The sequence below is a fragment of the Rhodococcus sp. NPDC004095 genome (assembly GCF_053604015.1).
On the sequence record NZ_JBSGGS010000007.1, the window covers coordinates 270,884 to 297,608 of the forward strand.

Annotated in this window: 30 protein-coding genes, 1 tRNA gene and 1 riboswitch; of the genes, 19 read left to right on the plus strand and 12 right to left on the minus strand. The window is 68.6% G+C overall.

From position 1 onward, the window contains the following. Positions 1–2: 2 nt before the first annotated feature. From ACWEPG_RS16115 to ACWEPG_RS16150, 8 genes are read left to right on the plus strand one after another with little or no spacing between them, the layout of a single operon-like run. Entirely contained in the window at positions 3–1,184 is a 1,182-nt protein-coding gene (locus ACWEPG_RS16115; RefSeq protein ID WP_450116571.1) for an MCE family protein, read from the plus strand. Next, entirely contained in the window at positions 1,184–2,209 is a 1,026-nt protein-coding gene (locus ACWEPG_RS16120) for an MCE family protein (RefSeq protein ID WP_450116572.1), read from the plus strand. Before ACWEPG_RS16115 ends, ACWEPG_RS16120 begins: the two co-directional genes overlap by 1 nt. After that, positions 2,206–3,258 carry an MCE family protein gene (locus ACWEPG_RS16125; protein ID WP_450116573.1) on the plus strand — a complete coding sequence of 351 codons (1,053 nt, stop codon included), beginning with the start codon at positions 2,206–2,208 and terminating at the stop codon, positions 3,256–3,258. The genes ACWEPG_RS16120 and ACWEPG_RS16125 overlap by 4 nt, the downstream gene beginning before the upstream one ends. Further along, a complete protein-coding gene (locus ACWEPG_RS16130) occupies positions 3,255–4,538 on the plus strand; it encodes an MCE family protein (RefSeq protein ID WP_450116574.1) in 1,284 nt (427 codons plus the stop codon). The genes ACWEPG_RS16125 and ACWEPG_RS16130 overlap by 4 nt, the downstream gene beginning before the upstream one ends. After that, positions 4,535–5,767 carry an MCE family protein gene (locus ACWEPG_RS16135; RefSeq protein ID WP_452594784.1) on the plus strand — a complete coding sequence of 411 codons (1,233 nt, stop codon included), beginning with the start codon at positions 4,535–4,537 and terminating at the stop codon, positions 5,765–5,767. Before ACWEPG_RS16130 ends, ACWEPG_RS16135 begins: the two co-directional genes overlap by 4 nt. Further along, positions 5,764–7,176 (plus strand): MCE family protein, encoded by a 1,413-nt coding sequence (locus ACWEPG_RS16140; RefSeq protein ID WP_450116576.1) that lies wholly within the window; start codon positions 5,764–5,766, stop codon positions 7,174–7,176. Before ACWEPG_RS16135 ends, ACWEPG_RS16140 begins: the two co-directional genes overlap by 4 nt. Continuing rightward, positions 7,143–7,949 (plus strand): hypothetical protein, encoded by an 807-nt coding sequence (locus ACWEPG_RS16145; protein WP_450116577.1) that lies wholly within the window; start codon positions 7,143–7,145, stop codon positions 7,947–7,949. Before ACWEPG_RS16140 ends, ACWEPG_RS16145 begins: the two co-directional genes overlap by 34 nt. Next, a complete protein-coding gene (locus tag ACWEPG_RS16150) occupies positions 7,946–8,560 on the plus strand; it encodes a h domain protein (protein ID WP_450116578.1) in 615 nt (204 codons plus the stop codon). The genes ACWEPG_RS16145 and ACWEPG_RS16150 overlap by 4 nt, the downstream gene beginning before the upstream one ends. A gap of 67 nt (positions 8,561–8,627) precedes the next feature. On the opposite strand, the gene ACWEPG_RS16155 is transcribed toward ACWEPG_RS16150, so the two are convergent. The 3 genes from ACWEPG_RS16155 to ACWEPG_RS16165 all read right to left on the minus strand — a co-directional run bounded on the left by ACWEPG_RS16155 (position 8,628) and on the right by ACWEPG_RS16165 (position 11,405). Next, positions 8,628–10,211 (minus strand): alpha,alpha-trehalose-phosphate synthase (UDP-forming), encoded by a 1,584-nt coding sequence (locus ACWEPG_RS16155; RefSeq protein WP_450116579.1) that lies wholly within the window; start codon positions 10,209–10,211, stop codon positions 8,628–8,630. Beyond that, a complete protein-coding gene (locus ACWEPG_RS16160) occupies positions 10,138–10,311 on the minus strand; it encodes a hypothetical protein (protein ID WP_450116580.1) in 174 nt (57 codons plus the stop codon). Before ACWEPG_RS16160 ends, ACWEPG_RS16155 begins: the two co-directional genes overlap by 74 nt. A 158-nt stretch (positions 10,312–10,469) precedes the next feature. After that, a complete protein-coding gene (locus tag ACWEPG_RS16165) occupies positions 10,470–11,405 on the minus strand; it encodes a tyrosine-protein phosphatase (protein ID WP_452594785.1) in 936 nt (311 codons plus the stop codon). A gap of 174 nt (positions 11,406–11,579) precedes the next feature. Here ACWEPG_RS16165 and ACWEPG_RS16170 point away from each other — a divergent pair, with 174 nt between their 5' ends. The 3 genes from ACWEPG_RS16170 (at position 11,580) to ACWEPG_RS16180 (ending at position 14,157) form a co-directional block, all read left to right on the plus strand. Then, positions 11,580–12,380 carry an alpha/beta fold hydrolase gene (locus ACWEPG_RS16170; protein ID WP_450133111.1) on the plus strand — a complete coding sequence of 267 codons (801 nt, stop codon included), beginning with the start codon at positions 11,580–11,582 and terminating at the stop codon, positions 12,378–12,380. 179 nt (positions 12,381–12,559) lie between these two features. Further along, positions 12,560–13,927 (plus strand): lysine N(6)-hydroxylase/L-ornithine N(5)-oxygenase family protein, encoded by a 1,368-nt coding sequence (locus ACWEPG_RS16175; RefSeq protein ID WP_450116583.1) that lies wholly within the window; start codon positions 12,560–12,562, stop codon positions 13,925–13,927. Further along, positions 13,924–14,157, plus strand: a complete 234-nt coding sequence (locus tag ACWEPG_RS16180; RefSeq protein WP_450116584.1) for an MbtH family protein — start codon at positions 13,924–13,926, stop codon at positions 14,155–14,157. The genes ACWEPG_RS16175 and ACWEPG_RS16180 overlap by 4 nt, the downstream gene beginning before the upstream one ends. Positions 14,158–14,257: 100 nt before the next feature. On the opposite strand, the gene ACWEPG_RS16185 is transcribed toward ACWEPG_RS16180, so the two are convergent. The 3 genes from ACWEPG_RS16185 to ACWEPG_RS16195 all read right to left on the minus strand — a co-directional run bounded on the left by ACWEPG_RS16185 (position 14,258) and on the right by ACWEPG_RS16195 (position 17,109). Continuing rightward, positions 14,258–15,712, minus strand: a complete 1,455-nt coding sequence (locus ACWEPG_RS16185) for a threonine/serine ThrE exporter family protein (protein WP_452594786.1) — start codon at positions 15,710–15,712, stop codon at positions 14,258–14,260. Between the two features lies 1 nt (position 15,713). After that, entirely contained in the window at positions 15,714–16,088 is a 375-nt protein-coding gene (locus tag ACWEPG_RS16190) for a nuclear transport factor 2 family protein (RefSeq protein ID WP_452594787.1), read from the minus strand. Between the two features lie 79 nt (positions 16,089–16,167). Continuing rightward, on the minus strand, positions 16,168–17,109 hold the full coding sequence (locus ACWEPG_RS16195) for a helix-turn-helix transcriptional regulator (protein ID WP_450116587.1): 942 nt from the start codon (positions 17,107–17,109) through the stop codon (positions 16,168–16,170). A 110-nt stretch (positions 17,110–17,219) separates the two neighbouring features. Here ACWEPG_RS16195 and ACWEPG_RS16200 point away from each other — a divergent pair, with 110 nt between their 5' ends. Then, the gene (locus ACWEPG_RS16200) at positions 17,220–17,633 is read left to right on the plus strand and encodes a VOC family protein (protein WP_452594788.1); all 414 of its coding nucleotides are present in this window, start codon (positions 17,220–17,222) and stop codon (positions 17,631–17,633) included. Between the two features lie 80 nt (positions 17,634–17,713). Then, positions 17,714–17,788: transfer RNA gene (locus tag ACWEPG_RS16205), tRNA-Thr, on the plus strand. Between the two features lie 239 nt (positions 17,789–18,027). Here the strand turns inward: ACWEPG_RS16205 and ACWEPG_RS16210 are convergent. After that, positions 18,028–18,291: a hypothetical protein gene (locus ACWEPG_RS16210; RefSeq protein WP_452594789.1), complete on the minus strand. Its 264-nt coding sequence runs from the start codon at positions 18,289–18,291 to the stop codon at positions 18,028–18,030. 126 nt (positions 18,292–18,417) lie between these two features. Then, entirely contained in the window at positions 18,418–18,780 is a 363-nt protein-coding gene (locus tag ACWEPG_RS16215) for a hypothetical protein (RefSeq protein ID WP_450116590.1), read from the minus strand. 156 nt (positions 18,781–18,936) lie between these two features. Between ACWEPG_RS16215 and ACWEPG_RS16220 the strand changes: the two genes are divergently transcribed. The 3 genes from ACWEPG_RS16220 to ACWEPG_RS16230 are packed head-to-tail and all read left to right on the plus strand — an operon-like array spanning position 18,937 to position 20,221. Further along, positions 18,937–19,065: a hypothetical protein gene (locus ACWEPG_RS16220; RefSeq protein WP_450116591.1), complete on the plus strand. Its 129-nt coding sequence runs from the start codon at positions 18,937–18,939 to the stop codon at positions 19,063–19,065. 7 nt (positions 19,066–19,072) lie between these two features. Beyond that, positions 19,073–19,465, plus strand: coding sequence for a tail fiber domain-containing protein (locus ACWEPG_RS16225; RefSeq protein WP_450116592.1), 393 nt, complete (start codon positions 19,073–19,075; stop codon positions 19,463–19,465). Positions 19,466–19,510: 45 nt separating this feature from the next. After that, positions 19,511–20,221 (plus strand): dienelactone hydrolase family protein, encoded by a 711-nt coding sequence (locus tag ACWEPG_RS16230; protein WP_450116593.1) that lies wholly within the window; start codon positions 19,511–19,513, stop codon positions 20,219–20,221. Between the two features lie 18 nt (positions 20,222–20,239). Here ACWEPG_RS16230 and ACWEPG_RS16235 read toward each other — a convergent pair whose 3' ends face one another. Both ACWEPG_RS16235 and ACWEPG_RS16240 read right to left on the minus strand, forming a co-directional pair. Beyond that, positions 20,240–21,049: an ABC transporter gene (locus tag ACWEPG_RS16235; RefSeq protein ID WP_450116594.1), complete on the minus strand. Its 810-nt coding sequence runs from the start codon at positions 21,047–21,049 to the stop codon at positions 20,240–20,242. 49 nt (positions 21,050–21,098) lie between these two features. After that, positions 21,099–21,413, minus strand: coding sequence for a DMT family transporter (locus ACWEPG_RS16240; protein WP_450116595.1), 315 nt, complete (start codon positions 21,411–21,413; stop codon positions 21,099–21,101). 14 nt (positions 21,414–21,427) lie between these two features. Further along, positions 21,428–21,490, minus strand: a riboswitch (guanidine-III (ykkC-III) riboswitch). Between the two features lie 119 nt (positions 21,491–21,609). On the opposite strand from ACWEPG_RS16240, the gene ACWEPG_RS16245 reads away from it, so the two are divergent. The 3 genes from ACWEPG_RS16245 (at position 21,610) to ACWEPG_RS16255 (ending at position 24,707) form a co-directional block, all read left to right on the plus strand. Then, positions 21,610–22,314 carry a response regulator transcription factor gene (locus tag ACWEPG_RS16245; RefSeq protein WP_450116596.1) on the plus strand — a complete coding sequence of 235 codons (705 nt, stop codon included), beginning with the start codon at positions 21,610–21,612 and terminating at the stop codon, positions 22,312–22,314. Between the two features lie 5 nt (positions 22,315–22,319). After that, positions 22,320–23,723, plus strand: coding sequence for a sensor histidine kinase (locus ACWEPG_RS16250; RefSeq protein ID WP_452594790.1), 1,404 nt, complete (start codon positions 22,320–22,322; stop codon positions 23,721–23,723). Positions 23,724–23,798: 75 nt separating this feature from the next. Beyond that, positions 23,799–24,707, plus strand: a complete 909-nt coding sequence (locus tag ACWEPG_RS16255) for a poly(ethylene terephthalate) hydrolase family protein (RefSeq protein WP_450133101.1) — start codon at positions 23,799–23,801, stop codon at positions 24,705–24,707. Between the two features lie 174 nt (positions 24,708–24,881). Here the strand turns inward: ACWEPG_RS16255 and ACWEPG_RS16260 are convergent, their stop codons facing one another. Both ACWEPG_RS16260 and ACWEPG_RS16265 read right to left on the minus strand, forming a co-directional pair. Then, entirely contained in the window at positions 24,882–26,036 is a 1,155-nt protein-coding gene (locus ACWEPG_RS16260; RefSeq protein ID WP_452594791.1) for an oxidoreductase, read from the minus strand. A gap of 245 nt (positions 26,037–26,281) precedes the next feature. Beyond that, positions 26,282–26,707 carry an HIT family protein gene (locus ACWEPG_RS16265; RefSeq protein ID WP_450133099.1) on the minus strand — a complete coding sequence of 142 codons (426 nt, stop codon included), beginning with the start codon at positions 26,705–26,707 and terminating at the stop codon, positions 26,282–26,284. Between the last annotated feature and the right edge of the window lie 18 nt (positions 26,708–26,725).

Consider the following 26,725-nt stretch of genomic DNA (forward strand, 5'->3'; position numbering starts at 1 on the left):
GCATGACCGATTCCACGTGGAAGAAGAAGCTCGCCGCGCTGATCCTGGTTGGCAGCCTTGTCGCAATTGTGGCCGTGGCCCTGACTATGTTCGCCGGCGGTTTCAAGGAAACCGAGCCGGTGACGGTGACCGCAGAACGTTCCGGTCTGGTGATGGACCCCCAGGCCAAGGTGAAGCTGCGCGGCGTCGAGGTGGGCCGGGTCGGTTCCATCGACGAGGTGGACGGCCAGGCCGTCCTGCACCTGGACATGGATCCCTCTCAGCTGCACCTGATTCCGTCGAACTCGACGGTGGAGATCAAGTCCACCACCGTGTTCGGTGCGAAATACGTCAACTTCGTGGTGCCCGAGAACCCGTCGTCGCAGTCGTTGTCGCCAGGAACCAACATTGAGGCGACCTCGGTGACCGTCGAGTTCAACACCCTGTTCCAGCACCTGTCGACGCTGCTGCAGCAGATCGAACCGGAGAAGCTCAACGCCACCCTCGGGGCGATCTCGTCGGCGCTCAACGGTCGCGGTGACGAACTCGGTCAGCTGCTCGAGGAGACCGATTCGTACCTCAAGACGATGAATCCTGTTCTGCCGCAGCTGCAGAAGGACCTCGAGTCGGCGGCGACCGTGACCAACACGTTCGCGGACGTCACCCCGAACCTGATGACGCTGCTCGGCAACGCGACCGCCACCAGCGGCAGCATCGTCGAGGAACAGGCCAACCTGAACCTGCTGCTGATGAACGTCACCGGACTGGCGAACACCGGCAACCAGGTGCTCACCGAGAACGAGGCGAACCTGACGAAGTCCCTGTCGCTGCTCGTACCGACAACATCACTGCTTGCCGAATACTCGCCGAGCCTGGCCTGCGTGATCGTCGGACTGAACAACGTCCGGCCGATCGCCGAAGAACTCGAGGGCGGTAACCAGCCGGGCGTCGCCCTGAGCGCGAGCTTCCTCCCGGGCGCCGCGCCGTACACCTACCCGAACGATCTGCCGAAGGTGAACGCCTCGGGCGGACCGAACTGCTGGGGTCTGCCGGACTTCGATCCGAAGCGGGACGGCAACGCCCCGTTCGTCGTCACCGACACCGGGACCGTCCCGTACGTCCCGTCGACGAAGGCATCGCTCAACGTGCCCAAGATGTTCCAGTGGCTGTATGCGGGCGTCGCGCCGCAGGGAGGGCAGAACTGATGCGGCCCACCACGATCAAGCTGCTCGCCTTCACCACGGTGATGGTGCTGATCTTCGCCGGCCTGGCGGTCGTCTTCAGCCAGTTCCGATTCAGCAGTGCCGACGGATACAACGCCGAGTTCACCAGCGCCTCCGGGCTCAAGTCGGGTGACAAGGTTCGCATCGCGGGTGTTCCTGTGGGCACTGTCAAGGGCGTCGAGGTAGGCGACGACAACCTCGCCGAGGTGAGCTTCGACGTCGACACCAAGTACCCGCTGCTCCAGAGCACCCGGGCCACGGTGCGCTACGAGAACCTGGTCGGCGACCGCTATCTGGAACTGCTCGAGGGGGCCGGGTCGTCCGACACCCTCTCCGACGGCGGCACCATCCCGGAGTCGCAGACCTCTCCGGCGCTCGATCTGGACCTGCTGCTCGGCGGATTCAAGCCGCTGCTGCGCGGCCTGAACGCGGACCAGGTCAACGACCTCACGGGCGCGCTGCTGCAGGTCCTGCAGGGGCAGGGCGGGACCCTGGTGTCGTTGCTCGGCAGCACCAGCTCGTTCACGTCCACCCTCGCGGACCGCGACCAGCTGATCGGTGACGTGATCACCAACCTCAACACCACGCTGAACACGATCAACGACCGGGGCGACCAGTTCTCGTCCACGCTGGACCATCTGCAGCAACTGGTCAGCGGGCTGGCACAGGACCGCGATCCGATCGGTGCGGCGATCCCGAAGATCGCCACCGCCACGGGCGATCTCGCGCAGCTGCTGGAGGGCACCCGGCCCGATCTGCAGGCCACGATCACCGAGGCGAACCGGGTGGCCACACAGCTCGTCGCCGGTCAGGACCAGGTCGACTGGGTGCTCGAGCGACTGCCCGAGGCATACCGCAAGCTGATCCGCACCGGCACCTACGGCAGCATGTTCCAGTTCTACACGTGTTCGGTCAAGTTCAAGTTCTCCGGGCCGGACGGCCAGGAGTTGCACGTGGAGAACCCGTTGACCCCGACTCAGACGACAGGGAGGTGCGCGTTCCGATGAGCAAGCGTGAACGAAACCCCGTGCAGATCGGCGTCATCGGGCTCGTCGTCGCGGCCTCCCTCGTGGTGGCCGGCCTGCAGTACGATCGGCTGCCGTTCATCGCCGGTGGTGTCCGCTACCAGGCGTACTTCGAGGACGCCGGTGGCCTGCTCACGGGCGACTACGTGACCGTCGCCGGGGTGAACGTCGGCAAGGTGGAGAAGGTCGAACTCGACGGCACCGACGTGCGGGTCGGCTTCTCGATGGACGAGGGCATCCGGCTCGGCGACAGCACGCGAGCCGACATCAAGACCAACACCATCCTCGGGCGCAAGTCGCTGCAGGTGACGCCGGAAGGCTCCGATGTCATGCCGGTCGGCAGCTCGATCCCGTTGGACCGCACCAATTCGCCGTATTCGCTCAACGATGCGCTCGGCGACCTGACGACGTCGGTGTCGGAGCTGAACACCGAGCAGCTCAACGATTCGCTCAACGCGGCATCCGACGCGCTGGCCGACACACCGCCGGAGCTGCGGACCGCGCTGACCGGCATCAGCCGGCTCTCGGAAAGCCTCAACTCGCGTGACGAGTCCCTCAAGGACCTGCTCGCCCGGGCCGAAAGCGTGACGGGCATCCTGTCCCAGCGCAGCGACCAGATCAACTCGCTCGTCGTGGACGGCAACCAGCTGCTCGGCGAACTGGACCGGCGCCGCAACGCGATCAGCGAGCTGATCACCAACATCTCGTACGTCTCGCGCCAGCTCACCGGCGTGGTGCAGGACAACGAGCAGCAGATGAAGCCGACCCTCGACAAGCTCAACGAGACGGTCGAGATCCTGCAACGCAACAAGGACAACATCGGCCGCGGGCTCGACGGACTCGCCCCGTACGCGACCGCGCTCGGCGAAGCCGTCAGCAGCGGGCCGTTCTTCATGGCGTACGTCGCGAACTTCCAAGTCAGTCCGATGGTGCAGACACTGGTCGACCAACTGGTCTGGCCGGAGCACGTGCCACAGGACCTCCAACAGTTCCCGCCGCTCAAGACCGAGCTCAAGGACCCGAACCGATGAGCGCCCAGATGAACTCGAAGAAGAAGTGGCTGATCGGCGGTGGGGCCGCCGTCGTGGTCGCGGCTCTGGTCGCCGGAGTGCTGTATTTCTTCCCCGGAATCGGCAAGACCACGATCACCGCCGAGTTCCCGTCCACCACGGGCCTCTACGCGGGCGACGACGTGCGCGTTCTCGGCGTGAAGGTCGGCACGATCGGTAGCATCGATCCGAACGGCACCGGTGCGACCGTGGTGATGAATGTCGATCGCTCCGTGGATATTCCGGCGGACGCGAAGGCGATCATCGTCGCCCCGAGCCTCGTCGCGGCGCGTTTCGTCCAGCTCACCCCCGTGTACGACGGCGGTGACACGATGTCGGACGGCGCCGAGATTCCGGTGGAGCGCACCGCCGTTCCGGTCGAGTGGGACGAGATCAAGACCGAGCTGACCAGGCTGTCCGATGCACTCGGGCCGCAGGGGGCCGCGGACCAGGGTTCGCTGGGGCGATTCATCGACACCGCCGCCGCGAACCTCGACGGCAACGGGGATTCGCTGCGTGCCACCCTGCGCGAGCTGTCCGACACGATGAAGCTGCTCTCGGACGGTCGCACCGACCTGTTCGGGACCATCCGGAACCTGCAGGCGTTCGTGTCGACGCTGTCGGCCAGCAACGAGCAGATCGTGCAGTTCGGTGGTCGTCTGGCGTCGGTGTCCTCGCTGCTCGCCGACACGAGTGACGAACTCGGTGTGGCTCTCACCGACCTGGACGTCGCGATGAATGACGTGCAGCGCTTCGTCTCCGAGAACCGGGATTCACTGAGCGAGCAGGTGGGTCGTCTCGCCGATGCCACCACCGTGCTGGTGGAGAAGCGGCCGCAGCTCGAACAGGTGCTGCACGTGGCGCCGAACGCGCTGGCCAACTTCAACAACATCTACAGTCCGGCGACGGGTTCGATCAACGGTGCCATCGCGCTGAGCAACGCCAACAACCCGATCAACGCGGTGTGCGGCCTGATCGAGGGTCTCGGCACCAATGATTCGGACCGCAGTGGCGAGCTGTGCGCGCAATACCTCGGACCGGTGCTGAACTCGGTCGCGATGAACTACCCGGGTTTCCTGACCAACCCGGCGATCGCCGCTGTCGCCCGGCCGGACCAGATCGCGTTCTCCCCGCCGAGCCTGGCGGGTGAGGTTCCGGCCCGCACGGCCATGACTCCGGCCTCAGGTCCGCTCGCGAACATGCCCACGATCAACGTGCCCAAGGATCTTGGCGCACTGCTCAACCCGGGAGGCGGACGATGACCGCGCGTTGGCCACGCCGTCGCCGGGCGGCGCTTGCCGCGGTGGCGATGGGGCTGACCCTCACCCTCACCGGGTGCGAGTGGAACGGACTCAACTCGATTCCGCTGCCCGGCACCGAGGGCGGCGAGGAGGGCTCCTACACCGTCACGATCGAGATGCCGAACGTGACGACGTTGTCGCAGAACTCGCCGGTCCGGGTGAACGACGTGACGGTGGGGACCGTCAGCGGTATCGAGGTACAGGACTGGCACGCCCTCGTCACCGTGTCGATCAATCCCGGCGTGGAGCTGCCGGCCAACGCGACCGCGAAGATCGGCCAGACCAGCCTGCTCGGTTCTCAGCACCTGGAGCTCGCACCGCCGTCCGGTGTCGCGCCGAAGGGCACGCTGCAGGACGGAGACGTGATCCCGCTCGATCGGGCCGGGGCGTACCCGACCACCGAGCAGACGCTGTCCTCGTTGTCGGTGGTGCTCAACGGAGGCGGGCTCGCGCAGATCAACGACATCACCCGTGAACTGAACGCGGCGCTCGGCGGCCGCGAGGAATCGATCCGGGATCTGCTGCCGCAGCTCGACCAGCTCGTCGGCAGCCTCGACGCGCAGCGCGGCGAGATCATCTCCGCGATGGAAGGGATCGACCGGCTGGCAGGCACGGTGAACCAGCAGAGTGAGATCCTCACCGCCGCCCTGGACGGGATCCCGCCGGCGCTGGAGGTGCTGGTGGGTCAGCGGCAGAACCTCACCAATGCTCTTGTCGCACTGGGCAACTTCAGTGATACCGCCACCCGCGTGATCAACGAGAGCGGCGACGACCTGAAGGCGAACCTGCAGTCACTCGTCCCGTTGCTGAACCAGTTGGCCGGCACCGGCAACGCGCTGACCGAGGTGCTCTCGCTGATGCTCACGTTCCCGTTCGCGATGAAGAACCTGGACCAGGTGTTCCGCGGCGACTACGCCAACCTGATGATGATGATCGACTTGACCAACCAGCGGCTGGACACGAACTTCCTCGGCGGGACGAGCACGGGTACCCGGCTCGCCGGTGTGGAAGGTGCGCTGGGAGCGTTCGCCGGCGTCGCCGGTGAGGCGGCCAACCCGCTGCAGACTCCCGCGCCGAAGGCCCCGAATCCCGTCCAGGCGGAGCCGAAGCCCGCACCCGCACCGTTGATTCCGGGGCTGCCGCAGATTCAGATTCCCGGCCTGCCGCAGCTAGGAGCGCCGACACCATGATGCTCACGAAGTTCGTCCGCACCCAGCTGGTGATCTTCTCGATCCTCACCGTGATCGGGCTGGCCGTGATGGCCACGCAGTACGTGCGCCTGCCCGCGCTGTTCGGGATCGGGCAGTTCGGGGTGACGGTGCAGCTGCCGTCCACCGGTGGTTTGTACCCGAACGCCAACGTCGCGTTCCGCGGCACCAACATCGGCAAGGTCGAGGACGTGGTGCTCACCGAGGACGGTGTCGACGCGAAGCTCTCGATCGGCAGCGGCTACGACATCCCCGCCGACGTCGATGCCGCGGTCAAGAGCGTGTCCGCGATCGGTGAGCAGTACGTGGACCTGATCCCGCGCTCCGACTCCGAGCCGTACCTGTCCGACGGTGATGTGATTCCGATGGACCGGACCTCGACGCCGCAGGACGTCGGTGCGATGCTCGACCAGGCCGACACCCTGGTCAAGAGCATTTCGAACACCCAGTTGCGCACCGTGGTCGACGAGTCGTTCAAGGCGTTCAACGGCGCCGGGCCGGACCTGCAGCGGCTGATCGACTCCGCGCGACTGTTCGTGCAGGAGGCCAACGCCAACGTCGACGCCACCAAGACCCTGATCGACCAGGCCGGCGCACTGCTCGACACCCAGGTGGTCACGAGCGATGCGATCCGCTCCTGGACAGCCGATCTGGTGACCTTCAGCAACCAGTTGCGGGCCAGCGACCCGCAGATCCGGGACCTGCTCGAGAAGGGGCCGGAGGCCGCGGCGGAGGCCACCGAACTGTTCCAGGAGTTGCAGCCCACCCTCCCGGTGCTGCTGGCGAACCTCGTCAGCGTGGGTGAGGTCGGCGTGATCTACAACAAGAGCATCGAGCAGGTCATGGTGATCTACCCGCCGCTGGTCACCGGGCTGATGACCGCTGCGCTCAGTGGACCGCGCGAGGACGGCGCGATCGCGAACTTCTACCTGCAGGCCAACGATCCGCCGCCGTGCACCACCGGCTTCCTCCCGCCCGACCAGTGGCGTTCCGGCGACGAAGTATCTGTCCCCGACACGCCGCCCGACCTGTTCTGCAAGGTGGCACCGGACGACCCCACCGCGGTCCGCGGTGCGCGCAACTACCCGTGCCAGGAGTTCCCCGGCCGCCGCGCAGGCACGGTCGAGGAGTGCCGCACGGGATACGTTCCGCAGGGCAACAACCCGCCGAGCGGTCCGGTCCAGGATCCGTCTGTACCCTCGTACACGACGGCTCCGGCGTCGTACGACGGAGCCTCGGGAGTGCCCGCCACGGCGCGCCCGTACGACCCGACAACCGGTAAATACGTCGGGCCCGACGGCCGCCTGTACGCCCAGCCCGCGCTGGCGTCGGGTGGAAAAGCAAGAGAGGACACGACGTGGCAGACGATGATGACACGTCAGCAGGGCTGACGCCCGAGAGCAATCCGGCTCCACGCCGGCGGGCCAGCCGCAGCGCCGGTCCTCCGAAGGAGGCTCCGGCGCCCGCGGTCACCGAGCCCGAGGGCAAGGAGGCGCTCGCTCCGGCCGCGACTGCGTTGCGGGACACCGGCGCTGCCGCGACCGGAGGGGAGGCACCCGAGGCCGCTGCGCCGCAGGCCTCGGCCGCCGCACAGGAGCAGACCGCGCACGAGCAGACGGTGGCCGACGTGCCGGCCGTGGGCGAGGACGTCGCCGACGAGGCCGAGCCCGAGGCGGCCCGGTCGCGCCGCGGCCGTCTCGGGTGGGTGCTCGCGGGCCTGCTCGTGGTGGCCCTGGTTGGGTCCGCGGTGTGGCTGTTGATTGAGCGAAACGCCGCGAACGACCGGGACGCACAACGAAATGCGTTCGTGCAGACAGCCCGTCAGACCGTGCTCAACCTGACCACGATCAAGCCGGACACCGCCAAGGAGGACGTGGAGCGCATCCTGGCCGGCGCCAGCGGCGAATTCCGGTCCGAGTTCGACGGACGCGAGGATCCCTTCGTCAGCGTCGTGCAGGAGGCCGGCGTGACCACCGTCGGCAAGATCCTCGAGGCCGGGTTCGAGAGCCAGGACGGCAACACCGGCAAGGTGCTGGTCGCCGCCCGCGCCGACGTCAGCACCCCGGACGGCACGCAGAACGGCCCGCGGGACTTCCGCATGCGGGTCACCGTCACCGATGACGGTGGCACCATGACGGCCTCGAAGGTGGAGTTCGTGCCATGAACGAAGACGAGAAGAAGACGAACGGGTCGACGGTGACGGAGCCCACGGCGACCGGCACGACCGGTGCGGAGCAGTCGGTTACCGAGACTGCGGTTGGTGAGTCGGCGGAAACCGTTGTCGGGAAGTCGGGCTCGACCGCCAAGGCACTCGCTGCCGTGGCCGCCGTGCTGGTGCTCGCGCTCGCGGTCGGCGTCGGCATCCTGTTTACGGGATACCTGAAGGACCGGGCCACCGAGCAGGCCCGCATCGACGCGGTGGCGGCGGCGAGTGACCAGGCCGCGAAGATGCTGTCCTACAACTACAACGAGGTCGATCAGCAGCTGGCCGCCGCGGCCGACGGCCTGACCGGTGACTTCCGGGACGAGTACAACACCCTGGTGCAGGAGACCATCGCGCCGGGTGCGAAGGACAAGAAGCTGACCGTGCAGGCCACCGTGCAGGCCGGGTCCGTCGTCTCCGCTACCCCCGACGACGCGGTGGTGCTGCTGTTCGTCAACCAGATCACCACCAGCTCCGACGCTCCCGATGCGGCCACCACCGGCAGCCGGGTTCGCATGGAGATGCACAAGGACGGTGATCGCTGGCTGACCGGGCGGCTCACCCCGGTGTAGATCCCAGGGACACGAAAGTGGGGCGCCGCAGGAAATATCCTGCGGCGCCCCATTTTTCGTACCCGGGTCAGTCGGTCGGGTCGGTCGACATCAGGGCCTGGCCGGCGACCGAGTCGCGGGACAGAGCGGTGAGGAACGCCTTCGCCCAGCGGTCGACGTCGTGGGCGAGGACCTGGCGACGCAGGGCGCGCATGTGCCGGCGACCGTCCTCGCGCGGCTGGGTGAGCGCCGCCTCCATCTTGTCCTTCACGTCTTCGAGATCGTGCGGGTTGCACAGGAACGCCTGGCGCAGTTCGGCGGCGGCACCGGTGAACTCGCTGAGCACCAGCGCGCCACCGAGGTCGCTGCGGCAGGCCACGTACTCCTTGGCCACCAGGTTCATGCCGTCGCGCAGCGGCGTCACCAGCATCACGTCAGCGGCGACGAAGAACGCGATCAGCTCGTCGCGGGCGATCGGACGGTGGATGTAGTGGACGACCGGCCGGCCGACCTCCGCGTACTCGCCGTTGATCCGGCTGACCGTCATCTCGATCTCGCCGCGCATCTGCACGTACGACTCGACGCGTTCCCGGCTCGGGGTCGCCAGCTGGACCATCACGGTCTCCGCGGGATCGACCCGGCCTTCGGCAATGAGCTCGTGCAGGGCGTCGAGCCTGACGTCGATGCCTTTCGTGTAGTCGAGACGGTCGACGCCGAGCATGATCTTCTTCGGGTTGCCGAGTTCCTTGCGGATCTGCCGGGCGCGGTCGCGGATCGCCTTGGTGCGGGACTGCACGTCGAGCGCGCCGGAGTCGATGGAGATCGGGAAGGCGCCGACCCGGACGGTGCGGAAACCGACCTGCACGACACCGAGTTTCGACCGCACCCCGACGGTGCCGCGGGAGGTCTGGTGACCCAGCAGGCGACGGGCGAGGAACAGGAAGTTCTCCGCCCCGCCGGGCAGGTGGAAGCCGATCAGGTCGGCGCCGAGCAGACCTTCGACGATCTCCGTTCGCCACGGCATCTGCATGAACAGTTCAACCGGGGGGAACGGGATGTGCAGGAAGAACCCGATGGTCAGATCGGGCCGGAGCATCCGCAGCATCTTCGGGACCAGCTGCAGCTGGTAGTCCTGGATCCAGACGGTCGCGCCCTCGGCGGCCGCCTCGGCCGTCTGCTCCGCGAAACGGCGGTTGACCTCGACATAGGCGTTCCACCATTCGCGCCGGTACTCCGGGCGGACGATCACGTCGTGGTAGAGCGGCCACAGGGTGGCGTTCGAGAAGCCCTCGTAGTAGTCCGCGACCTCCTGGGAGCTCAGCGCGACCGGGTGCATCTCGATGCCGTCCTCGACGATCGGCTCGAGGTCGGTGTCGGGGACGCCGGGCCAGCCCACCCATGCTCCGCTGTTGCCGCGGAGGATGGGTTCGAGGGCGGTGACCAGTCCGCCGGGGCTGCGCTTCCAGCGGGTGCTGCCGTCCGGCAGCTTCTCCAGATCGACGGGCAGCCGGTTGGCGACGACGACGAATTCCGAAGCGGCTGAGCCCACTGTGATCCTGTTCCATAAGCCGCGCTGCCGGACCGGCAGCGTCGGCGACCTAGTCGATCTTGGCCGAGGGGCCGATGCCGAGCATAGACAGCAACATGCGGCATTCGTCGGCGTCTGCGGCATATGCGGCGACGACGCGCTGCGCCTGTCGCGCGGTTTCGTCGGTGACGGGTTCGAGTTCCTCGTCGGGGATGTCGTTCTCGGTGGTCGTCTTGGTGGCCATGATGCCGGTTCCTCCAGGGGGAAGCTGCGGGACGCGCAGCCGGGGATTTCTGCCCGCGACTCTAAGAGAACGGGGCCCCTCGGCGCCAGTTCCGTCTGGTTTAGGGTTCACTCACTTCTCGGGCCCGGGCGGGCGATGACCACCGTGTCCGGGCGCGGTCAGACGAGCAGCTTGGCGCGCAGTGTGTCGATCGTCGCCTGGTCGATGTCCAGTCCCTCGCGAATGTAGGCGTCCATGCTGCCGTAGATCCGCTCGGCCTGGTCGTAGGCGGCGTTCAGCCAGGACAGTTCGACGGCGTCGTCGCGGCCGAGATAGGCGTTCGATGCCATGAAGTCGGCGCTGATCACGTCGCGGGGCACGCCGAGGATGCTCAGCAGGATCGCGGTGCTCCAGCCGGTGCGGTCCTTGCCCGCGCTGCAGTGGTAGACGGTGGCGCCGTCGGGGTTGTTCGCGATCGCCGTGATCAGGTCGTGGAACGCGACGTCCGATCCGCGGTAGTTGACCATGAACGGATAGCCGATGGTTTGTCCGATGTCCGACGAGCCGCTGGTTGCGGCGTCGATCAGGGCGCGCCCGAGGGTCAGTGGCACGGCCTCGTGGAAGCCGATGCCGTTCTCGAGGCTGACGACGTCCGCGACCTGGTAGCGGATGCCGGCGGGGATCCGGTCCGGGGCCTCCTTGCGTTCGGACGCATTGCGCAGGTCGACGTCGAGGGTGACGTTCGCGGCGGTCAGCTTGGCCTGGTCGGAGTCGCTGAGGGAACTGAGCTTGTTCGATCGGAACACCAGGCCGGTGCGGACGGTCTGGCCGTCGGAGGTGCGGTAGCCACCGATGTCGCGGAAGTTCCTGGCCTCGTCCAGCCGGATCGCGGCCGCGGAGGGCGGCGGGATCTCGGGAAGTGTCGGCTGTTCGCCGGATGATCCGAAGTTGCTCGATCCCGACTTCAGGTCGCCCCAGTCCACCGAGGCCGCGGAGGCGGTGCCGACCAGCGTTGCGGAGGCGGTGCCGGCGAGCGCGGGGATCGCTGCGATCGCGGCGGCGAGGGTGAAGCCCATCGCGCGTGAGTACCTACGGGTCGAGCGTGCTGAACTCATCGTGCTCCTCGTGGACCGGGAAACTCGGTGCGAGGCTACAAGGGCGCGGGTCCGCCCGAAGGCGTTTCTGGTCGATCGTTCAGCATGCCTTCGCGTGCACCATGCACTGGGTTCGGGCGGGCCGCCGCAGGGTACGGTGACCAGCGTCGTTGCCGTCCTCGGAAAGGTCTGTTCATGCCGCTCGCCACGATCAACGGGATTCAGCTGAATTACCAGGTCAAGGGCTCCGGTGATCTGGTCGTGCTGATCATGGGCACGGGCAGCCCCGGCCGGGTGTGGGACCTGCACCAGGTGCCTGCGCTGGTCGCCGCGGGCTACCGGGTGTGCACGTTCGACAATCGCGGCATCGCGCCGACCGACGAATGCGCGGACGGTTTCACGATCGAGGATCTGGTGGCGGACACCGCCGCGCTGATCGAGCACCTCGGCGGCCCGGCCTACGTCGTCGGCACCTCTCTCGGCGCCCGGATCGCCCAGGAACTGGCACTTTCCCGACCGGAACTGGTTCGCAAGGCCGTCTTCCTCGCCGCGCACGGCCGCCGGGACACGCTGCAGAAGGCGTTGTCCGAGGGTGAGCGGGAACTGGATCGGCAGGGCATCGTCCTGCCCGATTCGTACCGGGCGGCGATCACGGCCGTGCTGAACCTGTCGCCGGCCTCGCTGGTCGACCCGATGGCCGCGCAGGACTGGCTCGACATCTTCGCGTTCTCGAAGGGCGAGTCCTCGCCCGGTGTCCGGGCGCAGAAGAACCTCGACGACTTCGGGGACCGGCTGTCCGCGTACGGCAGGATCACGGTGCCGTGCCTGGCGATCGGATTCGCCGACGACCGCCTGCTGGCGCCGACCCTGGCCGCGGAGGTCGCGAAGGCCATCCCGGGTGCCCAGTACGTCGAGTTGGAAGACTGCGGTCACTACGGCTACCTCGAGCGCCCGGACGCGGTGAACTCCGCGATCCTCGACTTCCTCAAGGGCTAGGTCCGGTTCCGCACGGGCTGGTTCCGGTTCCTCGAGGGCTGGTTCCGGCCCTCGCCTCGCACACGGAACCCGTTGAGTATTAGGGTAGGCTGCGCTACTAATACGGGGGCCTCGGATCGACCGCGGGGCGCTGGGAACAACGGGACCGCCGCGCACCACGGCGAGGATGGACTGCTGCCATGACTTCGACTCGGACGGCCGGGGATTCCCGGTCCGAAGTGTTGGACATCGTCGGGGTCGGGTTCGGGCCCTCGAACCTCGCACTCGCCATCGCGATCGAGGAACACAACGCGACCTGCGCACCCGAGGACCGGGTGCGGGCGCGCTTCGTCGAGCGGCAGGACCGGTTCGTCTGGCATCCGGGCATGCTCCTCGACGGAGCCACCATGCAGATCGCGTTCCCGAAGGATCTGGTGACCTTCCGCAACCCGGCGAGCACCTACAGCTTCTTCTCCTACCTCTTCGATCGGGGTCGGCTGGTCGACTTCGTCAACCACCAGACGTTCTTCCCGACCCGGCACGAGTTCAACGACTACCTGCAGTGGGCGGCCGAGCGCGTCGACGCCGACGTCCGGTACGGGGTGGCGGTCACCGGGATCGGCGGGGTCCGCTCCGGTGATGGCACCGTCGACGAATTCGCCATTGACACCGCCGACGGCCAGACCCTGTACGCCCGAAACATTGCGGTCGGCGCAGGCCTGCGCGAGCGGCTGCCGGAATGGGCAACGCCGTCGCCGCGCTGCTTCCACAATCACAAGTTCCTGTTCCACCTCGAGCAGATGCCCGAGGTCCGGCACCAGAGGTTCGCGGTGCTCGGCGCCGGACAGAGCGCCGCCGAGGTGGTGCAGTACCTGCATCGGAACTACCCGCAGGCCGAGGTGCACAGCGTGTTCTCGCGGTACGGGTACAGCCCCGCCGACGACAGCCCGTACGCCAACCGGATCTTCGATCCGTCCACCGTCGACGAGTTCCACGGCGCCAGCCCCCTCGAACGGGAGCGGCTGCTCGGCCTGCACAAGGGCACCAACTACTCCGTCGTCGACATCGACCTGATCAACGAGCTGTACACCGCCGAGTACCAGGAACTGGTCAGCGGGAAGCGGCGGCTGTTCATGCATCGGGCGTCGGACGTCGTGTCCGTGCAGGACGGTGAGGACGCCATCGAGGTGGGGATCCGGAGCAACCTCGACGGACTCACCGACACGCTGACCTGCGACGCGCTCGTTCTGGCCACCGGCTTCGCGCCTGCGCCGCTCCGCGAGCTGCTCGGGGAATTCGCACCGGCCGGTGACGTGGTCACCGGGGTCGCCCGCGACTACCGTCTCGACACCCCGGCCGACGTGCGCGCCGGCATCTACCTTCAGGGCGGGACCGAGAAGACCCACGGCTTGACGGCCTCGCTGCTGTCGAACGTGGCGGTCCGCGCGGGAGAGATCTTGAATTCCATCGTGATAAATCGATCAGCGGACTTCGACCTTGATAGGGTCGAGACTTCCACAGGGGTGGAGAGCACCACGAACGAGTTTGCGACAAGCGAGGCCAAATGAGCACGAATCCCTTTGACGACGAAGACGGCCGCTTCTATGTGCTCGTCAACGACGAGGACCAGCACTCGTTGTGGCCCACCTTCTCCGACGTGCCGCAGGGCTGGCGCGTGGTTTTCGGTGAGGACACCCGTCAGGCCTGCGTCGAGTACGTAGAGAAGAACTGGACCGACATGCGGCCGAAGAGCCTGCGTGAGGCGATGGAGAAGGACAAGGCCGCCGGAAACGGCTAGTCACCGCGCCGGTGGTGCCGGCAGATCAACACGCCGGCGGTGCCGGCGGATCAACACGCCGGCGGTGCCGGCGGATCAACACGCCGGCGGTGCCGGCAGATCAACGCCGAAACCAGAGGTTCCGCGCTCCGGGCCCGTTCTGCATTCTCTGCAGGATCGGGTGCCGGAGCGCTTCCGTTCCGCGCATCATGCGCGGCCGCCGCAGGGTGCGGGCCATCCACTCACCGAGCGTGACCCCGGCCGCGAGGGCGACGCCGATGCCGAACGCCGACAGCAGGGCACTGATTCCGAGTAGCAACTCGTCGCTCAGCAGTGCGTAGAGAGCCCTGTACAGGGCGAGTCCCGGCAGCAGCGGGGTGATGCCCGCGACCGCGATCACCTGCGGCGGCGTCAGTGCCCGCCGGGCGAGCAGGCCGCCGACGAACCCGACCACCGTCGCCGCAATGGCCGTGCCGACCACCGGTCCGATCGACAGGATCAGCCGCACGGAGTAGTAGACGAGGATGCCCGCGGCGCCGCTGAGCCCTGCCACCAGGAGCGCCCGGCGCTCGGCATAGCAGGCGAGGGCGAAGAACAACGCCGTGAACGCACCCGCGGCGACCTGCACGGGCGTTTCGCTGAAACTGGGTGAGATCGGTGCCGGGGTGGTGTCCGGCAGCGGAGTCCCCAGTGCCGCTGCGATCCGCAGCGAGATCGCCACGCCGGCGATGATCCCGCCGGTCATCATCAGCACCTCGAAGAACCGTGCCACCGCCGTGACCGGGGAGCCGGTGATCGCGTCCTGCACCGATCCGACCAGCGCCAGGCCGGACAGCAGCACGGTCACACCTGCCGCGATGACCAGCGACGGTTTGACGTCGAGATCGAGTGGATCGCGCAGCGCGTACAGCACTCCGGCCGGGGCGGCCGCCACGAAACCGCCCGCCACCTGCTGGAAGAAGAACGGCAGCCCGATCCGGTTCAGTCCCAGGTTCATCAGGTAGATGACCGCGGTCGTCAGGAAGCTGATCAGTGCGACGAGCGCGCCGCCGCCCAGCAGCACGGACACCGAGGCGGCCATGGCGGACCAGCCGAATGTCGCGACCCAGCGGTTGTAGGGGTGGGGTGCCCGGTTGATCGCGCTGATCTCCGCCAGCGCGATCGCCGGGTCGATCGCCTCGGTGCGCAGCTGACGGGTCAGTTTGTCGACCGCGGCGAGGCGGGTGAAGTCGTGCGATCGGTAGTGCACGATCCGCATGCTGGTGGCAGGGGGCATCGTCGGACCCCGGTGCGCGCTGACGCGGATCGAGTTGTATGTGACGTCGACGTCGCAGCGGGCCAGCCCGTAGGTCGCGGCGACGAACTGGATCTGGGTGGTGGTGTCGGCGACGGACGTCCCGGCCGCGAGTAGCACCTCGCCCGAGCGCACCGCCAGATCGAGCACCTCGGCGACCCGTGCATCGTCGGTGAGGTCGATCGGCCGCAGGGGAGTGGGCGCGGCGACCGGTTCGTCGACGACAGCGCGTTCTCCGACGAGGTTGCTCAGTGTGTCGAGGACACTGCGCCACCTCGACACGTCAGGACACCAGGTCCGCTTCCGTCAGGTCGGTCGCTTCGAACGCGGCGGCCAGGTCGTCGTGCCGGAAGACCGAGGTGACCTGGTCGTGCACGACCCGGAAGGCCATGGCCATGGTGGTCGTCTCGTCGGGGCGGGCCGCGACCTTGGTCGCCTCCTCGACGACCACCACTCCCTCGTGCACGAACATGCGGCCGGGATCGAGCGTCAGCCCGGCGGTCGATGCCCATTCCCGCAGCGCGCCGAGGCCCTGGCCCGCCCCCTCCGCGTCGGCGATCTCGATGTCATCGCTGGAGAGCGCCAGCAGGGTGTCGAGGTCGGAGGCGTTCAGCGCGTCGTGCCACGCGAGGACCGTGGCGATCTCGGAGGTACTCATGGCCTTCACGCTATCGGTTCCCGGGCGACGGGGCGTGGACGCGCGGGGCGCGGCGTCGCCCGCCTTACGGTGCGGTGCCCTAGGCATACCGCCCGGCCAGTTCGGTGCCGATCCGCGCCAGCTCGTCTCGTACGGTCTGCGGTTCGAGCACCTCGACCGCCGCGCCCCAGCCGGCGAGGTTGCGGGCGATGTCCAGCGGGGTCGGGGCGGCCAGGCGGACACGGGCGCGGCCGTCGTCGGTGTCGCCGTCGGCGTGGCAGTGGCGGCCGAAGTGGTCACGCAGGATCGGGACGAATCGCGGTTCGATCAGCACGGTCGCCCAGGTGGTCGATCGCCGCTCCTCCATCTTCCCGACCACCTCCTCCCAGGTCGCGGCGAGTTCGAAGTCGTCGGGTCGCCCGGCGGGATGGTCGGTGGTCTGCGCCTCGGCGATCCGATCCACCCGGAACGTGCGTCGGCCACGGTCGGTCCCCGCGATCAGGTACCAGGTGTCGTCCTTGGTGACCAGGCCCCACGGCTCGACGAGCCGCTCGCTGCGCGATCTCGCGCCGTTGACGTAGGCGAGCCGGACCTTGCGCCGGCGGACCACGGCGTCCTGTAGCAGTGCGACCACCTCCGGCCGGTCGCGTTCGCGTTCGCCCCAGCGGGTCGGGTCGATCATCACGGCCTCTGCGGCGGCCTCGGCGTCGGCCCGGAACGTCTGGGGCAGCGCACGGACGAGCTTGCGCAGCGCGGCCTTCGCCTCGGACGACACGGCCGCCGCCGGGCCGACGAGCAGGAACAGGGCCTGCGCTTCGGTCGCGGACAGACCGGACAGGTCCGTGCGGGCACCGCCGACGAGGGACCAGCCGCCGCCTCGCCCAGCCTGCGGGTACACCGGGATGCCCGCCGCGGACAGGGCCTCCAGGTCGCGGCGGGCCGTCGCGACGGACACCTCGAGTTCGTCGGCGACCTCGGCCGCGGTGACCCGTCCGCGGGACTGCATCAGCAGGAGGGTGGCGACGAGACGGTCTGCGCGCATGTCGTCGAGTTTCCCAAACAAAGTGCTCAGTTGATGAGCGCTTTGACCGTGAGGATGGATCTCGTCATCAACCGAAAAGCCACTGCAGGCAGAACCGAAGGGAATCACCGATGTTGCGAGGACTCACCACCGTCAGCTTCTTCGCCGACGACGTCGCGGCCGCCAGGGACTGGTACACCGAGGTGCTCGGAATCGAGCCCTACTTCGCCCGCGACGTCGACGGGCGCACCGCGTACGTCGAGTTCCGTATCGGCGACCTCCAGCACGAACTCGGCATCGTCGACGCCCGGTTCGCGCCGCACGCCCGCACCGAGCAGCCCGCAGGCCAGATCGTCTACTGGCACGTGGATGACGCCACGGCCGCCTTCGAGCGACTGCTCTCGCTGGGGGCCAGCGTCCACGACAAGCCCCTGGAACGCGGACCGGGATTCGTCACCGCCTCGGTCGTCGACCCCTTCGGCAACGTCCTCGGTGTCATGTACAACCAGCACTACCTCGACGTCCTCGCTTCGAAGGTTGGGTGAGGTGCGCGGCGAGGAGGACGTTTGCCGCGCCGGTTTTCAGTGTCCGTGAGGCGGATGGATATGATGGGCGCGCTTTGTCCGCCTCCTTAGCTCAGTGGTAGAGCACTCGCCTTGTAAGCGAAAGGTCGTCGGTTCAATCCCGACAGGGGGCTCCATCAAGGCCCTGAATTGCGAACCGCAGTTCAGGGCCTTTTTCATGCCGCCGAGTTGGGGCTGTGGCCCACCGGCCGAATTGGGGGCTCGGTCCGGTGGGCCTGCGTCGTTCGCCGGGGAGGGCAAGAACGACGTGAAGGAACGGTAGCGCGAATCGGGGTTGCTGATGCGTAGCCGCCGCGCGGATTCGGGGGTGAACCTGGGGTGAATTTCGTGGCTGCACCGACGCCCTCGCCTGTCGTCACGGCTCGATTCCGGTCAGCAACTCGATGGCGCGCCACATGCGCCCGTCGAGATCGGTCGACGAGCGCGAACGGGGAGCGACGATGGTGTCCGTGGTGGGAGACCAGATCACGGCGCTGTCCGCCACCGCGGTCATCACCTCCGACAGTTGGCCGGCCCATCCGGTGAGCTCCGTGCGATCGAGCAGCGGATCCCATGCGAGCGCCCATCGGGACAGCGCCTCCCACCGCAGGGCGGGGTTGTTCACTGTCCGCGCTTCCATTTTGCCAATTGTATGCTCGCGGTTTGGTCGGTCTTTTCCTCGAGCGGGGATGACCGCGGTCCCTGCCTCCGACGCAGCGCGCCCCCCGCGACCGGAGTCGTCGGGGGCGCGTGGGCCGGTGGACGCTCAGCAGCTACCGGCGACCGCGGCCTTCACTCCACGTTCGAAGTCCGCCTTGTCCTGCTCGGACTTGCCCGCCCAGTCCGGCTCTGCCTTCGCCAGCGTGATGAACTCCTCGCCGATCGCCTCCGGCGAGTTCTCCTCGGCGGTGAGCCCGGATTCCTTGAGTGTCTGGATGTAGGCGGACACGCCGTTGCAGGTGTCGACGTAGACGTCGCCGGTGGCAGCGGTTTCCGCGAAATCGTCCGACGACGATGCGGCCGTCGTGGCGTCCGCCGACGTGTCGGTCGAGTCGGTGTCCGACCCGCAGCCGACGGCGAGCAGGGACACGGAGGCGGCCGCGATTGCGGCGAAAACGATGCGCTTCATGACCGGTATCTGTATCAGACCGTCCGGGGAAACCTGACATCGGTCGGACTGTTGCAATCGGTCCGCGGGAGGACGAGCGTGGAATTGTTCATTCGTGGGGGCCGCCCCACGCGAGGCCGCCCCGACGATCGACTCGACGAGAGCCTTGGAGGAATCATGCTTGGACTCGCGATCGGCCTCGGCGCGGCAGCGGTGAGTATCGGAATCAGCCTGCTCGGAGCCGGCATCGGGATTCTGCTCAGCGACGTCAGAGCAAAGCATCACATCCGCCCGCTGCGGCCCTGACCGTCCGGTGAGTGACCGGGACGGCCGCCAATCGACGGTGGTTGTCCACCATCCCCTCGCGTGGCTGCGGTCCCACGCGGCCCGGCGCCGTGGCGTCGCGGCCGAATCCGGAGTTCCGGAGGGGGCGAACGAGGTGCTCGAACGCCTGGCCGGCCTCCCGCTCAGTGTGTGGACCTACCGGTTCGACCACGAATCGGTCCGGCACCTCGGGCCGATGGCGCAGGATTTCGCCCAGACCTTCGGGCTGGGGTCCTCGGACCGCAGCATCGCCCAGGTCGACGCGAACGGCGTCTGCATGGCCGCCGTCCAGGCGCTGTACCGGCGACTGGTCGCGGTGGAGGCGGAGCTCGACCGACTGCGGGACGCGAATGAGGCCGAGGCGCCAACCGATCCGCGGTGAGGCGGCTATCCTGACCCGACGCCCTATCCGGCCCGGAGGTCAGCGATGCCAGCACTCACCATCGACACTCCGGACGGCGCGATCGACGCGGTACTCGAACGGCCGGACGGCGACGGCCCGCACCCGGGCGTCGTGGTGGTGCACGACGCGCTCGGCCTCGGCGCCGATATCCGCGGCATCGCACGGGACATCGCCGACCACGGCTACCTGGCGCTGGCTCCGGACCTCTACTCGCGCGGCGGCGTCGCGCGCTGCATGACGGGCGTGTTCCGCGACCTGATCCGCCGGCGGGGGCGGGCGTTCACGGACCTGCTCGCCGCCCGCGATCACCTGCGGGCGAGCTCGGACTGCACGGGCGCGGTCGCGGTGGTCGGATTCTGTATGGGCGGTGGATTCGCGTTGGCGTTGTCGCCCATGGGTTTCGATGCGTCCGCTCCCTTCTACGGCCCGTTGCCGCGGCACCTGGACGAGGCGCTCGGCGGGGCCTGCCCGATCGTCGCCAGCTACGGTTCCCGCGACCCGATCCTGCCGCGGGCAGGCGCGAAACTGTCCGCCGCCCTCGACCGGCAGCGAATTCCGCACGACGTCAAGACGTATTCCGGGGTCGGGCACAGTTTCGCCAACCACCTGCCCGCCGGTCCCGCGGCACCGCTGTTGCGGGTCGTCGGGTTCGCGTACGGCGAGGAGCAGACCCGGGACGCCTGGCGCCGGGTCTACGGATTCCTCGACGAGCACCTGACGACGACGAGCACCTGACGACGGGGCCGTTGGGGGCTAGTGCAATTCGGTCGCGTTCGGCCGGCCGCTCTTGAGCCAGCGTCCGGGCAGTCTGCCCGCGAGTTCACCGAGCGGCCCCACGGCGGCGCTGAGGACACCGACGGTCTCCCGGAGCATTTCGATGCTGTCGCCCATCTGTTCCAGGTTCGGGGCGAGGGAGGTGAGGGTCTCCGACAGCGACACGATCTGGTCGAGTGGACCGCCCTCGGCGATGATCCGTTCCAGCGGGCCGTCCTTGGCGAGCAGGGACTCGAGCACGCCGCCCTCCTCGAGGGCACGGTCGATGATGCCGCCCTCCTTGGTGAGGGTTTCGAGTGGTCCGGCGGTCGCGGTGAGTCGTTCGAGCGGGCCGTCCTCGGCCGTGAGCCGATCCAGCAGGCCGCCGGGGGCGAGGAGCCGCTCGACGGGGCCGTCCTCGTCGAGCAGGCGCTCCACCGGCCCGCCCGGGGCGAGGAGGCGTTCGAGGGGGCCGCCCGGTTCGATGATCCGTTCCAGGGTGCCCCCGGGCGCGGTGAGCCGGTCGACGACGCCGCCCGGTTCGAGGAGCCGGTCGACAGGACCGCCCGGGCGCATCGCCTGCCCGAGCGGACGCTGATCGGAGGCGAGTTCGGCGACCTGCTGCAGCAGCTTGAGCGGGCCGGACGGGTTCGCGGCGGCAAGGCCGCCGAGGCCCGCCACGTCGCCGGTCACCGACGCGGACACCACCACGCGCGCCGCACCCAGGGCCGACTCGGCCACGCCCAGCGCGGTGTCGGTGAGCAGGAGGCCCACCCTCGCCGGCAGTGTGACCATCGCCACCAGGTTCATGCGATCACTGTAACCGCCGATTACGGACGCCGACCGGATCCGTCGCGGGTCAGTGCAGGGCCTTGAGGCCGACCACACAGCCGACGATGCCGAGCATGAGCAGCACCTTCATCACCGACGCGGATTCGCTGCCGGTGACCATCGCATATCCAACGGTCAGTGCGGCACCGATGCCGACCCACACCGCGTAGGCCGTGCCCACAGGCAGCGTCCGCATCGCGTACGCCAGGCCCGCCATGCTCGCGACGATCGCGACGCCGAACACGACGGAGGGGGCCAGCCGGGTGAAGCCGTCGGACTTGCCGAGGGCGGTCGCCCACACGGCTTCGAGGACACCTGAGATGACGAGAACAATCCAGGCCATGACGAAATCCCTCCCAGGCACCGTCTTTTCGCTGGCCGGGTACGGTGCGCTCGTCCGGATGTCGTCGTTGACGCTTCCACCGTAGCAACGGCTCACACGGGGGGAGTAGCGGATGTGAGCGATCTGACCAGAGGCTCACAGGAAACTCCCAGATGGCGATCAGCGACCGGACAGGGATCGGGGTGATGATGGCGTAGTGACTGTCACCAAACCCGATGCAAAGATCCTGATCGTCGACGACGAGCCGAACATCGTCGAGTTGCTGTCGGTGAGTCTGCGCTTCCAGGGTTTCGAGGTGGAGACCGCGTCCGCGGGGGCCGAGGGACTCGACAAGGCGAAGGCGTTCCGGCCCGACGCGATGATCCTCGACGTGATGATGCCCGGCATGGACGGCTTCGGCCTGCTGCGCCGGCTGCGTGCCGACGGCATCGACGCCCCGGTCCTGTTCCTCACCGCGAAGGACGCCGTCGAGGACAAGGTGACAGGGCTGACCCTCGGCGCCGACGACTACGTCACCAAGCCGTTCAGCCTCGAGGAGGTCGTGGCCCGGCTGCGGGTGATCCTGCGCCGCGTGACCCGGGACCCGAACGTCGTCGAATCGTCCCGGATCACGTTCGCGGACATCGAGCTCGACGACGACACCCACGAGGTGTGGAAGGCGGGGGAGCAGGTGTCGCTGTCGCCGACCGAGTTCACCCTGCTGCGCTACTTCATGGTCAACGCCGGTGTGGTGCTGAGCAAACCCCGCATCCTCGACCACGTCTGGCACTACGACTTCGGCGGCGAGGTCGGTGTCGTCGAGTCCTACGTGTCGTACCTGCGCCGCAAGGTGGACACCACCGAGCCGCGCCTGATCCACACCCTGCGTGGCGTCGGGTACGTCATGCGTGAGCCGAGGTAGCGCGGATGCGCGGAGTGCGCCGGCCGCCTCTGCGGGTGACGCTGGTGGCGGCGCTGCTGGTGCTGGCTGCGCTGGGCCTGCTCGCGTCCGGGGTGGCGGTGACCTCGGCGATGAAGAACTCGCTGATCTCCCGGATCGACACCTCGCTGCGGGACGCGTCGCACACCTGGGCGAAACCCCGCCTGCACCCGCTGCCGCCACCGGACTCGGAGCCGGGGCCGTCACGCCCTCCGAGCCAGTTCTACGTGCGCAGCGAAACCCCGGACGGGGCCACCCGTGAGATCAACGACCTGCCGGTCGATCCGGATCTCACCGAGTACACCGGGTCGGGACCGGCGACGGTCGGCTCGATCGGCGACCCGGACAAGCACTGGCGGGTGCTGACGTCGACGACGCCGGACGGCGCCGTCACGGTCGCGGTGCGACTCGGCGACGTCGACGCGACCGTGGAACGGCTGATCGGTCTGCAGATCGGAATCGGTGTCGTGGTCCTCGTCGCGCTGGGGGTGATCGGGTACTTCGTGGTCCGCCGCAGCCTGCGACCACTCGTGGAGGTCGAGGAAACCGCGGCCGCGATCGCGGAAGGGCGTCTGCACCAACGGATCCCGATCCGTGAGGACCGCACGGAGGTCGGTCGGCTGACGGTCGCGCTGAACGGGATGCTCGAGCAGATCCAGACGGCGTTCGCCGCGACCGAGGCGTCCGAGGAGTCGGCCCGCCGCTCCGAGGAGAAGATGCGGCGGTTCGTCGCCGACGCCAGCCACGAACTGCGCACCCCGCTCACCACGATCCGCGGATTCGCGGAACTCTATCGGCAGGGTGCGATTCCCGATGCCGGTCAGGCGATGTCGCGGATCGAGTCCGAGGCGTCCCGGATGGGCCTGCTCGTCGAGGACCTGCTGATGCTGGCCCGGCTCGACGCGCAGCGTCCACTCGAACAGGTCCCGGTCGATCTGCTGACGGTCGCGGCCGACGGCGTTCACGCGGCCCGGGCCATCGCCCCCGAGCGGTCCATCGCGCTGGAGGTCGTCGACGGCCCGGGGCGGCCGGAGGTGCTCGGCGACGACGCCCGGATCCGTCAGGTGCTGACGAACCTCGTGGGCAACGCTCTCGGCCACACGCCCGCCGACGCCGCGATAACGGTGCGGGTCGGCACCGTCGGCGAGCACGCGTTGCTCGAGGTCGCCGACACCGGGCCGGGCCTCGACGCCGAAGCGCGCGACCGCGTGTTCGAGCGGTTCTACCGGGCCGACTCGTCCCGCACCCGGCAGTCCGGTGGCAGCGGGCTGGGCCTGTCCATCGTCGCTGCCCTCGTCGCCGCGCACGGTGGCACCGTGACCGTGGAGTCCCCCGACAGTGGGGGAGCGGTGTTCCGGGTGTTGCTTCCGCGTGTCAGCGGGGACGAGTAGCCGGTTCTGCGAACCGGTTCCACGCCGGCGCTCGACACCGACTTCTCTTCCGACCGCGCTGGGTAGGGTGGGTCCGTGACGTTACGGCGACCTCTGCTGCCCTCCACCCGATGTGCCCGGACACTGATCGTCAGCGCGATGATCGCGATGCCGATGGCGTCCGGATTCTCGGCGCCGGCGCTCGCATCGGCTCCCGCGGCACCGGTGGCTCCCGCTACTCCCGAACGGCAACCCGTCAGCGAGCGCTACGCGGCCACCGGCATGCACGCCGTCACATCGGTTGCGGTGCCCGGATATCAGGTGTTCCATCCCGCCGACATCGCCACCGGTCCCGACCGCCATCCGGTGGTCACCTTCGGTAACGGAAGCTACGCGACGTACAGGCAGTACGAGGAGTTGCTACGCCACCTGGCGTCTTGGGGCTTCGTCGTCGTGGTCGCCGACAGCAGCGTCACCGGCGACGGGACCGAGATCCTGGCGGCAGCGCGCTACATCCTGGCGGAGAACGACAACCCGGCGAGCGTCTTTCACGATCGCATCGACATCGCTCACGTCGCCGCGGTCGGACATTCGCAGGGCGCCGGGGGTTCGATCAACGCCAGCACCGACTCCGACGGGCTCATCACCTCCACCGCCGTGCTCGACCTACCCGACCCCTGGTGGGCCACTCGGCCCGTCGACGTGATCGACGTGACTCGCCTGACCGGTCCGGTGTTCTATCTGACCGGGGCCGAGGATCCGGTCTCGACGGCCATTCCGCAGGCCGCCTACCAGGGCCTGAGCCCGGGTCCCGCGGCCCGCGGCCGCCTGCTGGGGGTGGGGCACAACTGGCCGACCGACGGAGGTGGATTCCGCGGGTACCTCACCGCGTGGTTGCGCTTCACCCTCGCTGGTGACAACGACGCCGCGCGCGCCTTCGTCGGTCCGGCACCGGAGCTGTTGGCGGATCCGGGGTGGGACGGGACCGCGGTCAAGGGTTGGTGAATCGACGGACCCGAGGGGGGCGTCGAAGAATCGCCAGGACTCGAAGAACCGGAGGACCCGAAATCGGGTACCCGTGAGGGTGCGGCGGTCCTCCGGGCGCACCGAGAACGGGGCGGGTGGAGCGGTGGCGGAAGACGGTGCCGGGCGGAATGAGGGGCCGCCCGGCACCGTCGACTAGGTGAGGACGGCCTCGTGGACGCGGCGGTCGAACTCGGGCAGCGGACCGCCTGCGCGCAGCGTCTCCGCGATGCGCGGGTCGGCGAGGTGCAGGCGCCCGATCGCGGCGAGGTCGAATTCGTCTGCGGCCAGGCGTCGTTCGAGCTCGTCGAGATTGTCGACGGACTCCACCGTCGGCCCGGCCAGGCGGCCGTCGCGCAGCGACTTGCCGAGTCCGACGCAACCGACGGCCATCGTGATCGCACCGGTGGTGCGCTTGGCCCAGCCGGCCAGCGACAGGTCGCTACCCTCGAACGCCGGGGCGTCGAATCGGCGGGAGCTGGCGTCGAGAACATCCGCCCCGGCATCGACGAGGGCACCGAGGATGGCGCCCAGCTCTTCGGGCGTCTCGGCGAGGCGCGCGGCGAAGTCCTGCTGCTTGTGCTGCGAGAAACGGTAGATGATCGGCAGGTCCTCGCCGATCGCCTCGCGGATCGCCCGCAGCACGGCGACGGGGAACGCGGTGCGCCGCTGCAGGTCTCCGCCCCACGCGTCGTCCCGCAGGTTCGTCGAGGCCCACAGGAACGAGTCCAGCAGGTAGCCGTGGCCGCCGTGGATTGCGATCGCGTCGAAGCCGATCTCGGCGGCCGTCCGCGCCGCGTCGGCGTACGCGGCGATCACGGCCTCGATGTCCGACTCGGTCATCGCGGCGGTCGGCACGACGGCGCGCTCGACGTAGTCCTGCGAGTAGGAGGTCACGCCCGGCTCGCCCCACACGCCCGACGGGCGCATCGGCGTCACGTCGTCGATGCGGCGCATCGCACCGAACAGCGGGCCGACGTGCCACAGCTGCGGCGCGATCCGGCCGCCCGCCTCGTGCACCTGGTCGACCACTCGCCGCCACCCGTCGACGGCCGCAGGCTCGTAGATGTTCGGCACGTCCGGGTGATCCACCGCGCTCGGATGACCGATCGCGACACCCTCGGTCACGATCAGTCCGGTGCCGCCCTCGGCACGCCGCCGGTAGTACTGCGCGACGTCCTCGGTCGGCACACCGCCCGGGGAGTGGGTGCGCGTCATCGGGGACATCACGATGCGGTTCGGCAGCTCGAGCCCGCGAACGCGCAACGGACGGTACAGCGGGGAATCGGTGGCGGTCACGATGGCGGTCACAACTCCTGAAGGGGACGGGCAGGGAACCCCAATCAACCCCGTCGACCCGTTGCCGTGCACGTCATGTCCCGCTCGCCGGGACCTTCCCGGCCGGCCCCGCCAAAGCCCCGCCACAGCCCGCCCCCCCGCTCGGCATGAACGGAAGCATTCAGTCGAGTAGATCGACTGAATGGTTCCGTTCATGCCGGGGACCGGCGGGATCTGCGGGCCGGACGAGGGGCACGGGCGGGGATCGGACGCTTCGGTCAGGCGGGGACGTTCGCGTCGTGGCCGAGGTCGCGCAGGGCCGCCTTGATCGTGGCCTGCGCCTCGTCGAGGGACTCGGGCGACGGGTTCGGGTCGGCACCGGAGATGTTGAAGTCGCCCAGGCTGTACGCCGGGAACACGTGCAGGTGCAGGTGCGGCACCTCCAGGCCGGCGATCAGCAGGCCGGCGCGGGGCGCATCGAAGCCCTTCCGCACGGCCTGGCCGATGATCTGCGCGACGCGCGAGCACTTCGCGAACACCTCGCCGTCGAGGTCCTGCCACTGGTCGATCTCGGCGCGCGGAACCACCAGGGTGTGCCCCTGGGTGATCGGGTTGATGGTCAGGAAGGCGACGACGTCCTCGTCCTCCCAGACGAACCGGCCCGGCAGGTCGCCGGCGATGATCATGCTGAACACGGATGCCATGGCTGCGATTATGCGCCC

Excerpts from the sequence above, each read along its gene's own strand:
- ACWEPG_RS16115 (WP_450116571.1), top strand. The coding sequence starts at position 3 with ATGACCGATTCCACGTGGAAGAAGAAGCTCGCCGCGCTGATCCTGGTT.
- ACWEPG_RS16120 (WP_450116572.1), top strand. The coding sequence starts at position 1,184 with ATGCGGCCCACCACGATCAAGCTGCTCGCCTTCACCACGGTGATGGTG.
- ACWEPG_RS16125 (WP_450116573.1), top strand. The coding sequence starts at position 2,206 with ATGAGCAAGCGTGAACGAAACCCCGTGCAGATCGGCGTCATCGGGCTC.
- ACWEPG_RS16130 (WP_450116574.1), top strand. The coding sequence starts at position 3,255 with ATGAGCGCCCAGATGAACTCGAAGAAGAAGTGGCTGATCGGCGGTGGG.
- ACWEPG_RS16135 (WP_452594784.1), top strand. The coding sequence starts at position 4,535 with ATGACCGCGCGTTGGCCACGCCGTCGCCGGGCGGCGCTTGCCGCGGTG.
- ACWEPG_RS16140 (WP_450116576.1), top strand. The coding sequence starts at position 5,764 with ATGATGCTCACGAAGTTCGTCCGCACCCAGCTGGTGATCTTCTCGATC.
- ACWEPG_RS16150 (WP_450116578.1), top strand. The coding sequence starts at position 7,946 with ATGAACGAAGACGAGAAGAAGACGAACGGGTCGACGGTGACGGAGCCC.
- ACWEPG_RS16155 (WP_450116579.1), bottom strand. The coding sequence starts at position 10,211 with ATGCCGCAGACGCCGACGAATGCCGCATGTTGCTGTCTATGCTCGGCA.
- ACWEPG_RS16160 (WP_450116580.1), bottom strand. The coding sequence starts at position 10,311 with ATGGCCACCAAGACGACCACCGAGAACGACATCCCCGACGAGGAACTC.
- ACWEPG_RS16165 (WP_452594785.1), bottom strand. The coding sequence starts at position 11,405 with ATGAGTTCAGCACGCTCGACCCGTAGGTACTCACGCGCGATGGGCTTC.
- ACWEPG_RS16170 (WP_450133111.1), top strand. The coding sequence starts at position 11,580 with ATGCCGCTCGCCACGATCAACGGGATTCAGCTGAATTACCAGGTCAAG.
- ACWEPG_RS16175 (WP_450116583.1), top strand. The coding sequence starts at position 12,560 with ATGACTTCGACTCGGACGGCCGGGGATTCCCGGTCCGAAGTGTTGGAC.
- ACWEPG_RS16180 (WP_450116584.1), top strand. The coding sequence starts at position 13,924 with ATGAGCACGAATCCCTTTGACGACGAAGACGGCCGCTTCTATGTGCTC.
- ACWEPG_RS16190 (WP_452594787.1), bottom strand. The coding sequence starts at position 16,088 with ATGAGTACCTCCGAGATCGCCACGGTCCTCGCGTGGCACGACGCGCTG.
- ACWEPG_RS16195 (WP_450116587.1), bottom strand. The coding sequence starts at position 17,109 with ATGCGCGCAGACCGTCTCGTCGCCACCCTCCTGCTGATGCAGTCCCGC.
- ACWEPG_RS16200 (WP_452594788.1), top strand. The coding sequence starts at position 17,220 with ATGTTGCGAGGACTCACCACCGTCAGCTTCTTCGCCGACGACGTCGCG.
- ACWEPG_RS16210 (WP_452594789.1), bottom strand. The coding sequence starts at position 18,291 with ATGGAAGCGCGGACAGTGAACAACCCCGCCCTGCGGTGGGAGGCGCTG.
- ACWEPG_RS16215 (WP_450116590.1), bottom strand. The coding sequence starts at position 18,780 with ATGAAGCGCATCGTTTTCGCCGCAATCGCGGCCGCCTCCGTGTCCCTG.
- ACWEPG_RS16220 (WP_450116591.1), top strand. The coding sequence starts at position 18,937 with ATGCTTGGACTCGCGATCGGCCTCGGCGCGGCAGCGGTGAGTATCGGA.
- ACWEPG_RS16230 (WP_450116593.1), top strand. The coding sequence starts at position 19,511 with ATGCCAGCACTCACCATCGACACTCCGGACGGCGCGATCGACGCGGTA.
- ACWEPG_RS16235 (WP_450116594.1), bottom strand. The coding sequence starts at position 21,049 with ATGAACCTGGTGGCGATGGTCACACTGCCGGCGAGGGTGGGCCTCCTG.
- ACWEPG_RS16240 (WP_450116595.1), bottom strand. The coding sequence starts at position 21,413 with ATGGCCTGGATTGTTCTCGTCATCTCAGGTGTCCTCGAAGCCGTGTGG.
- ACWEPG_RS16250 (WP_452594790.1), top strand. The coding sequence starts at position 22,320 with ATGCGCGGAGTGCGCCGGCCGCCTCTGCGGGTGACGCTGGTGGCGGCG.
- ACWEPG_RS16265 (WP_450133099.1), bottom strand. The coding sequence starts at position 26,707 with ATGGCATCCGTGTTCAGCATGATCATCGCCGGCGACCTGCCGGGCCGG.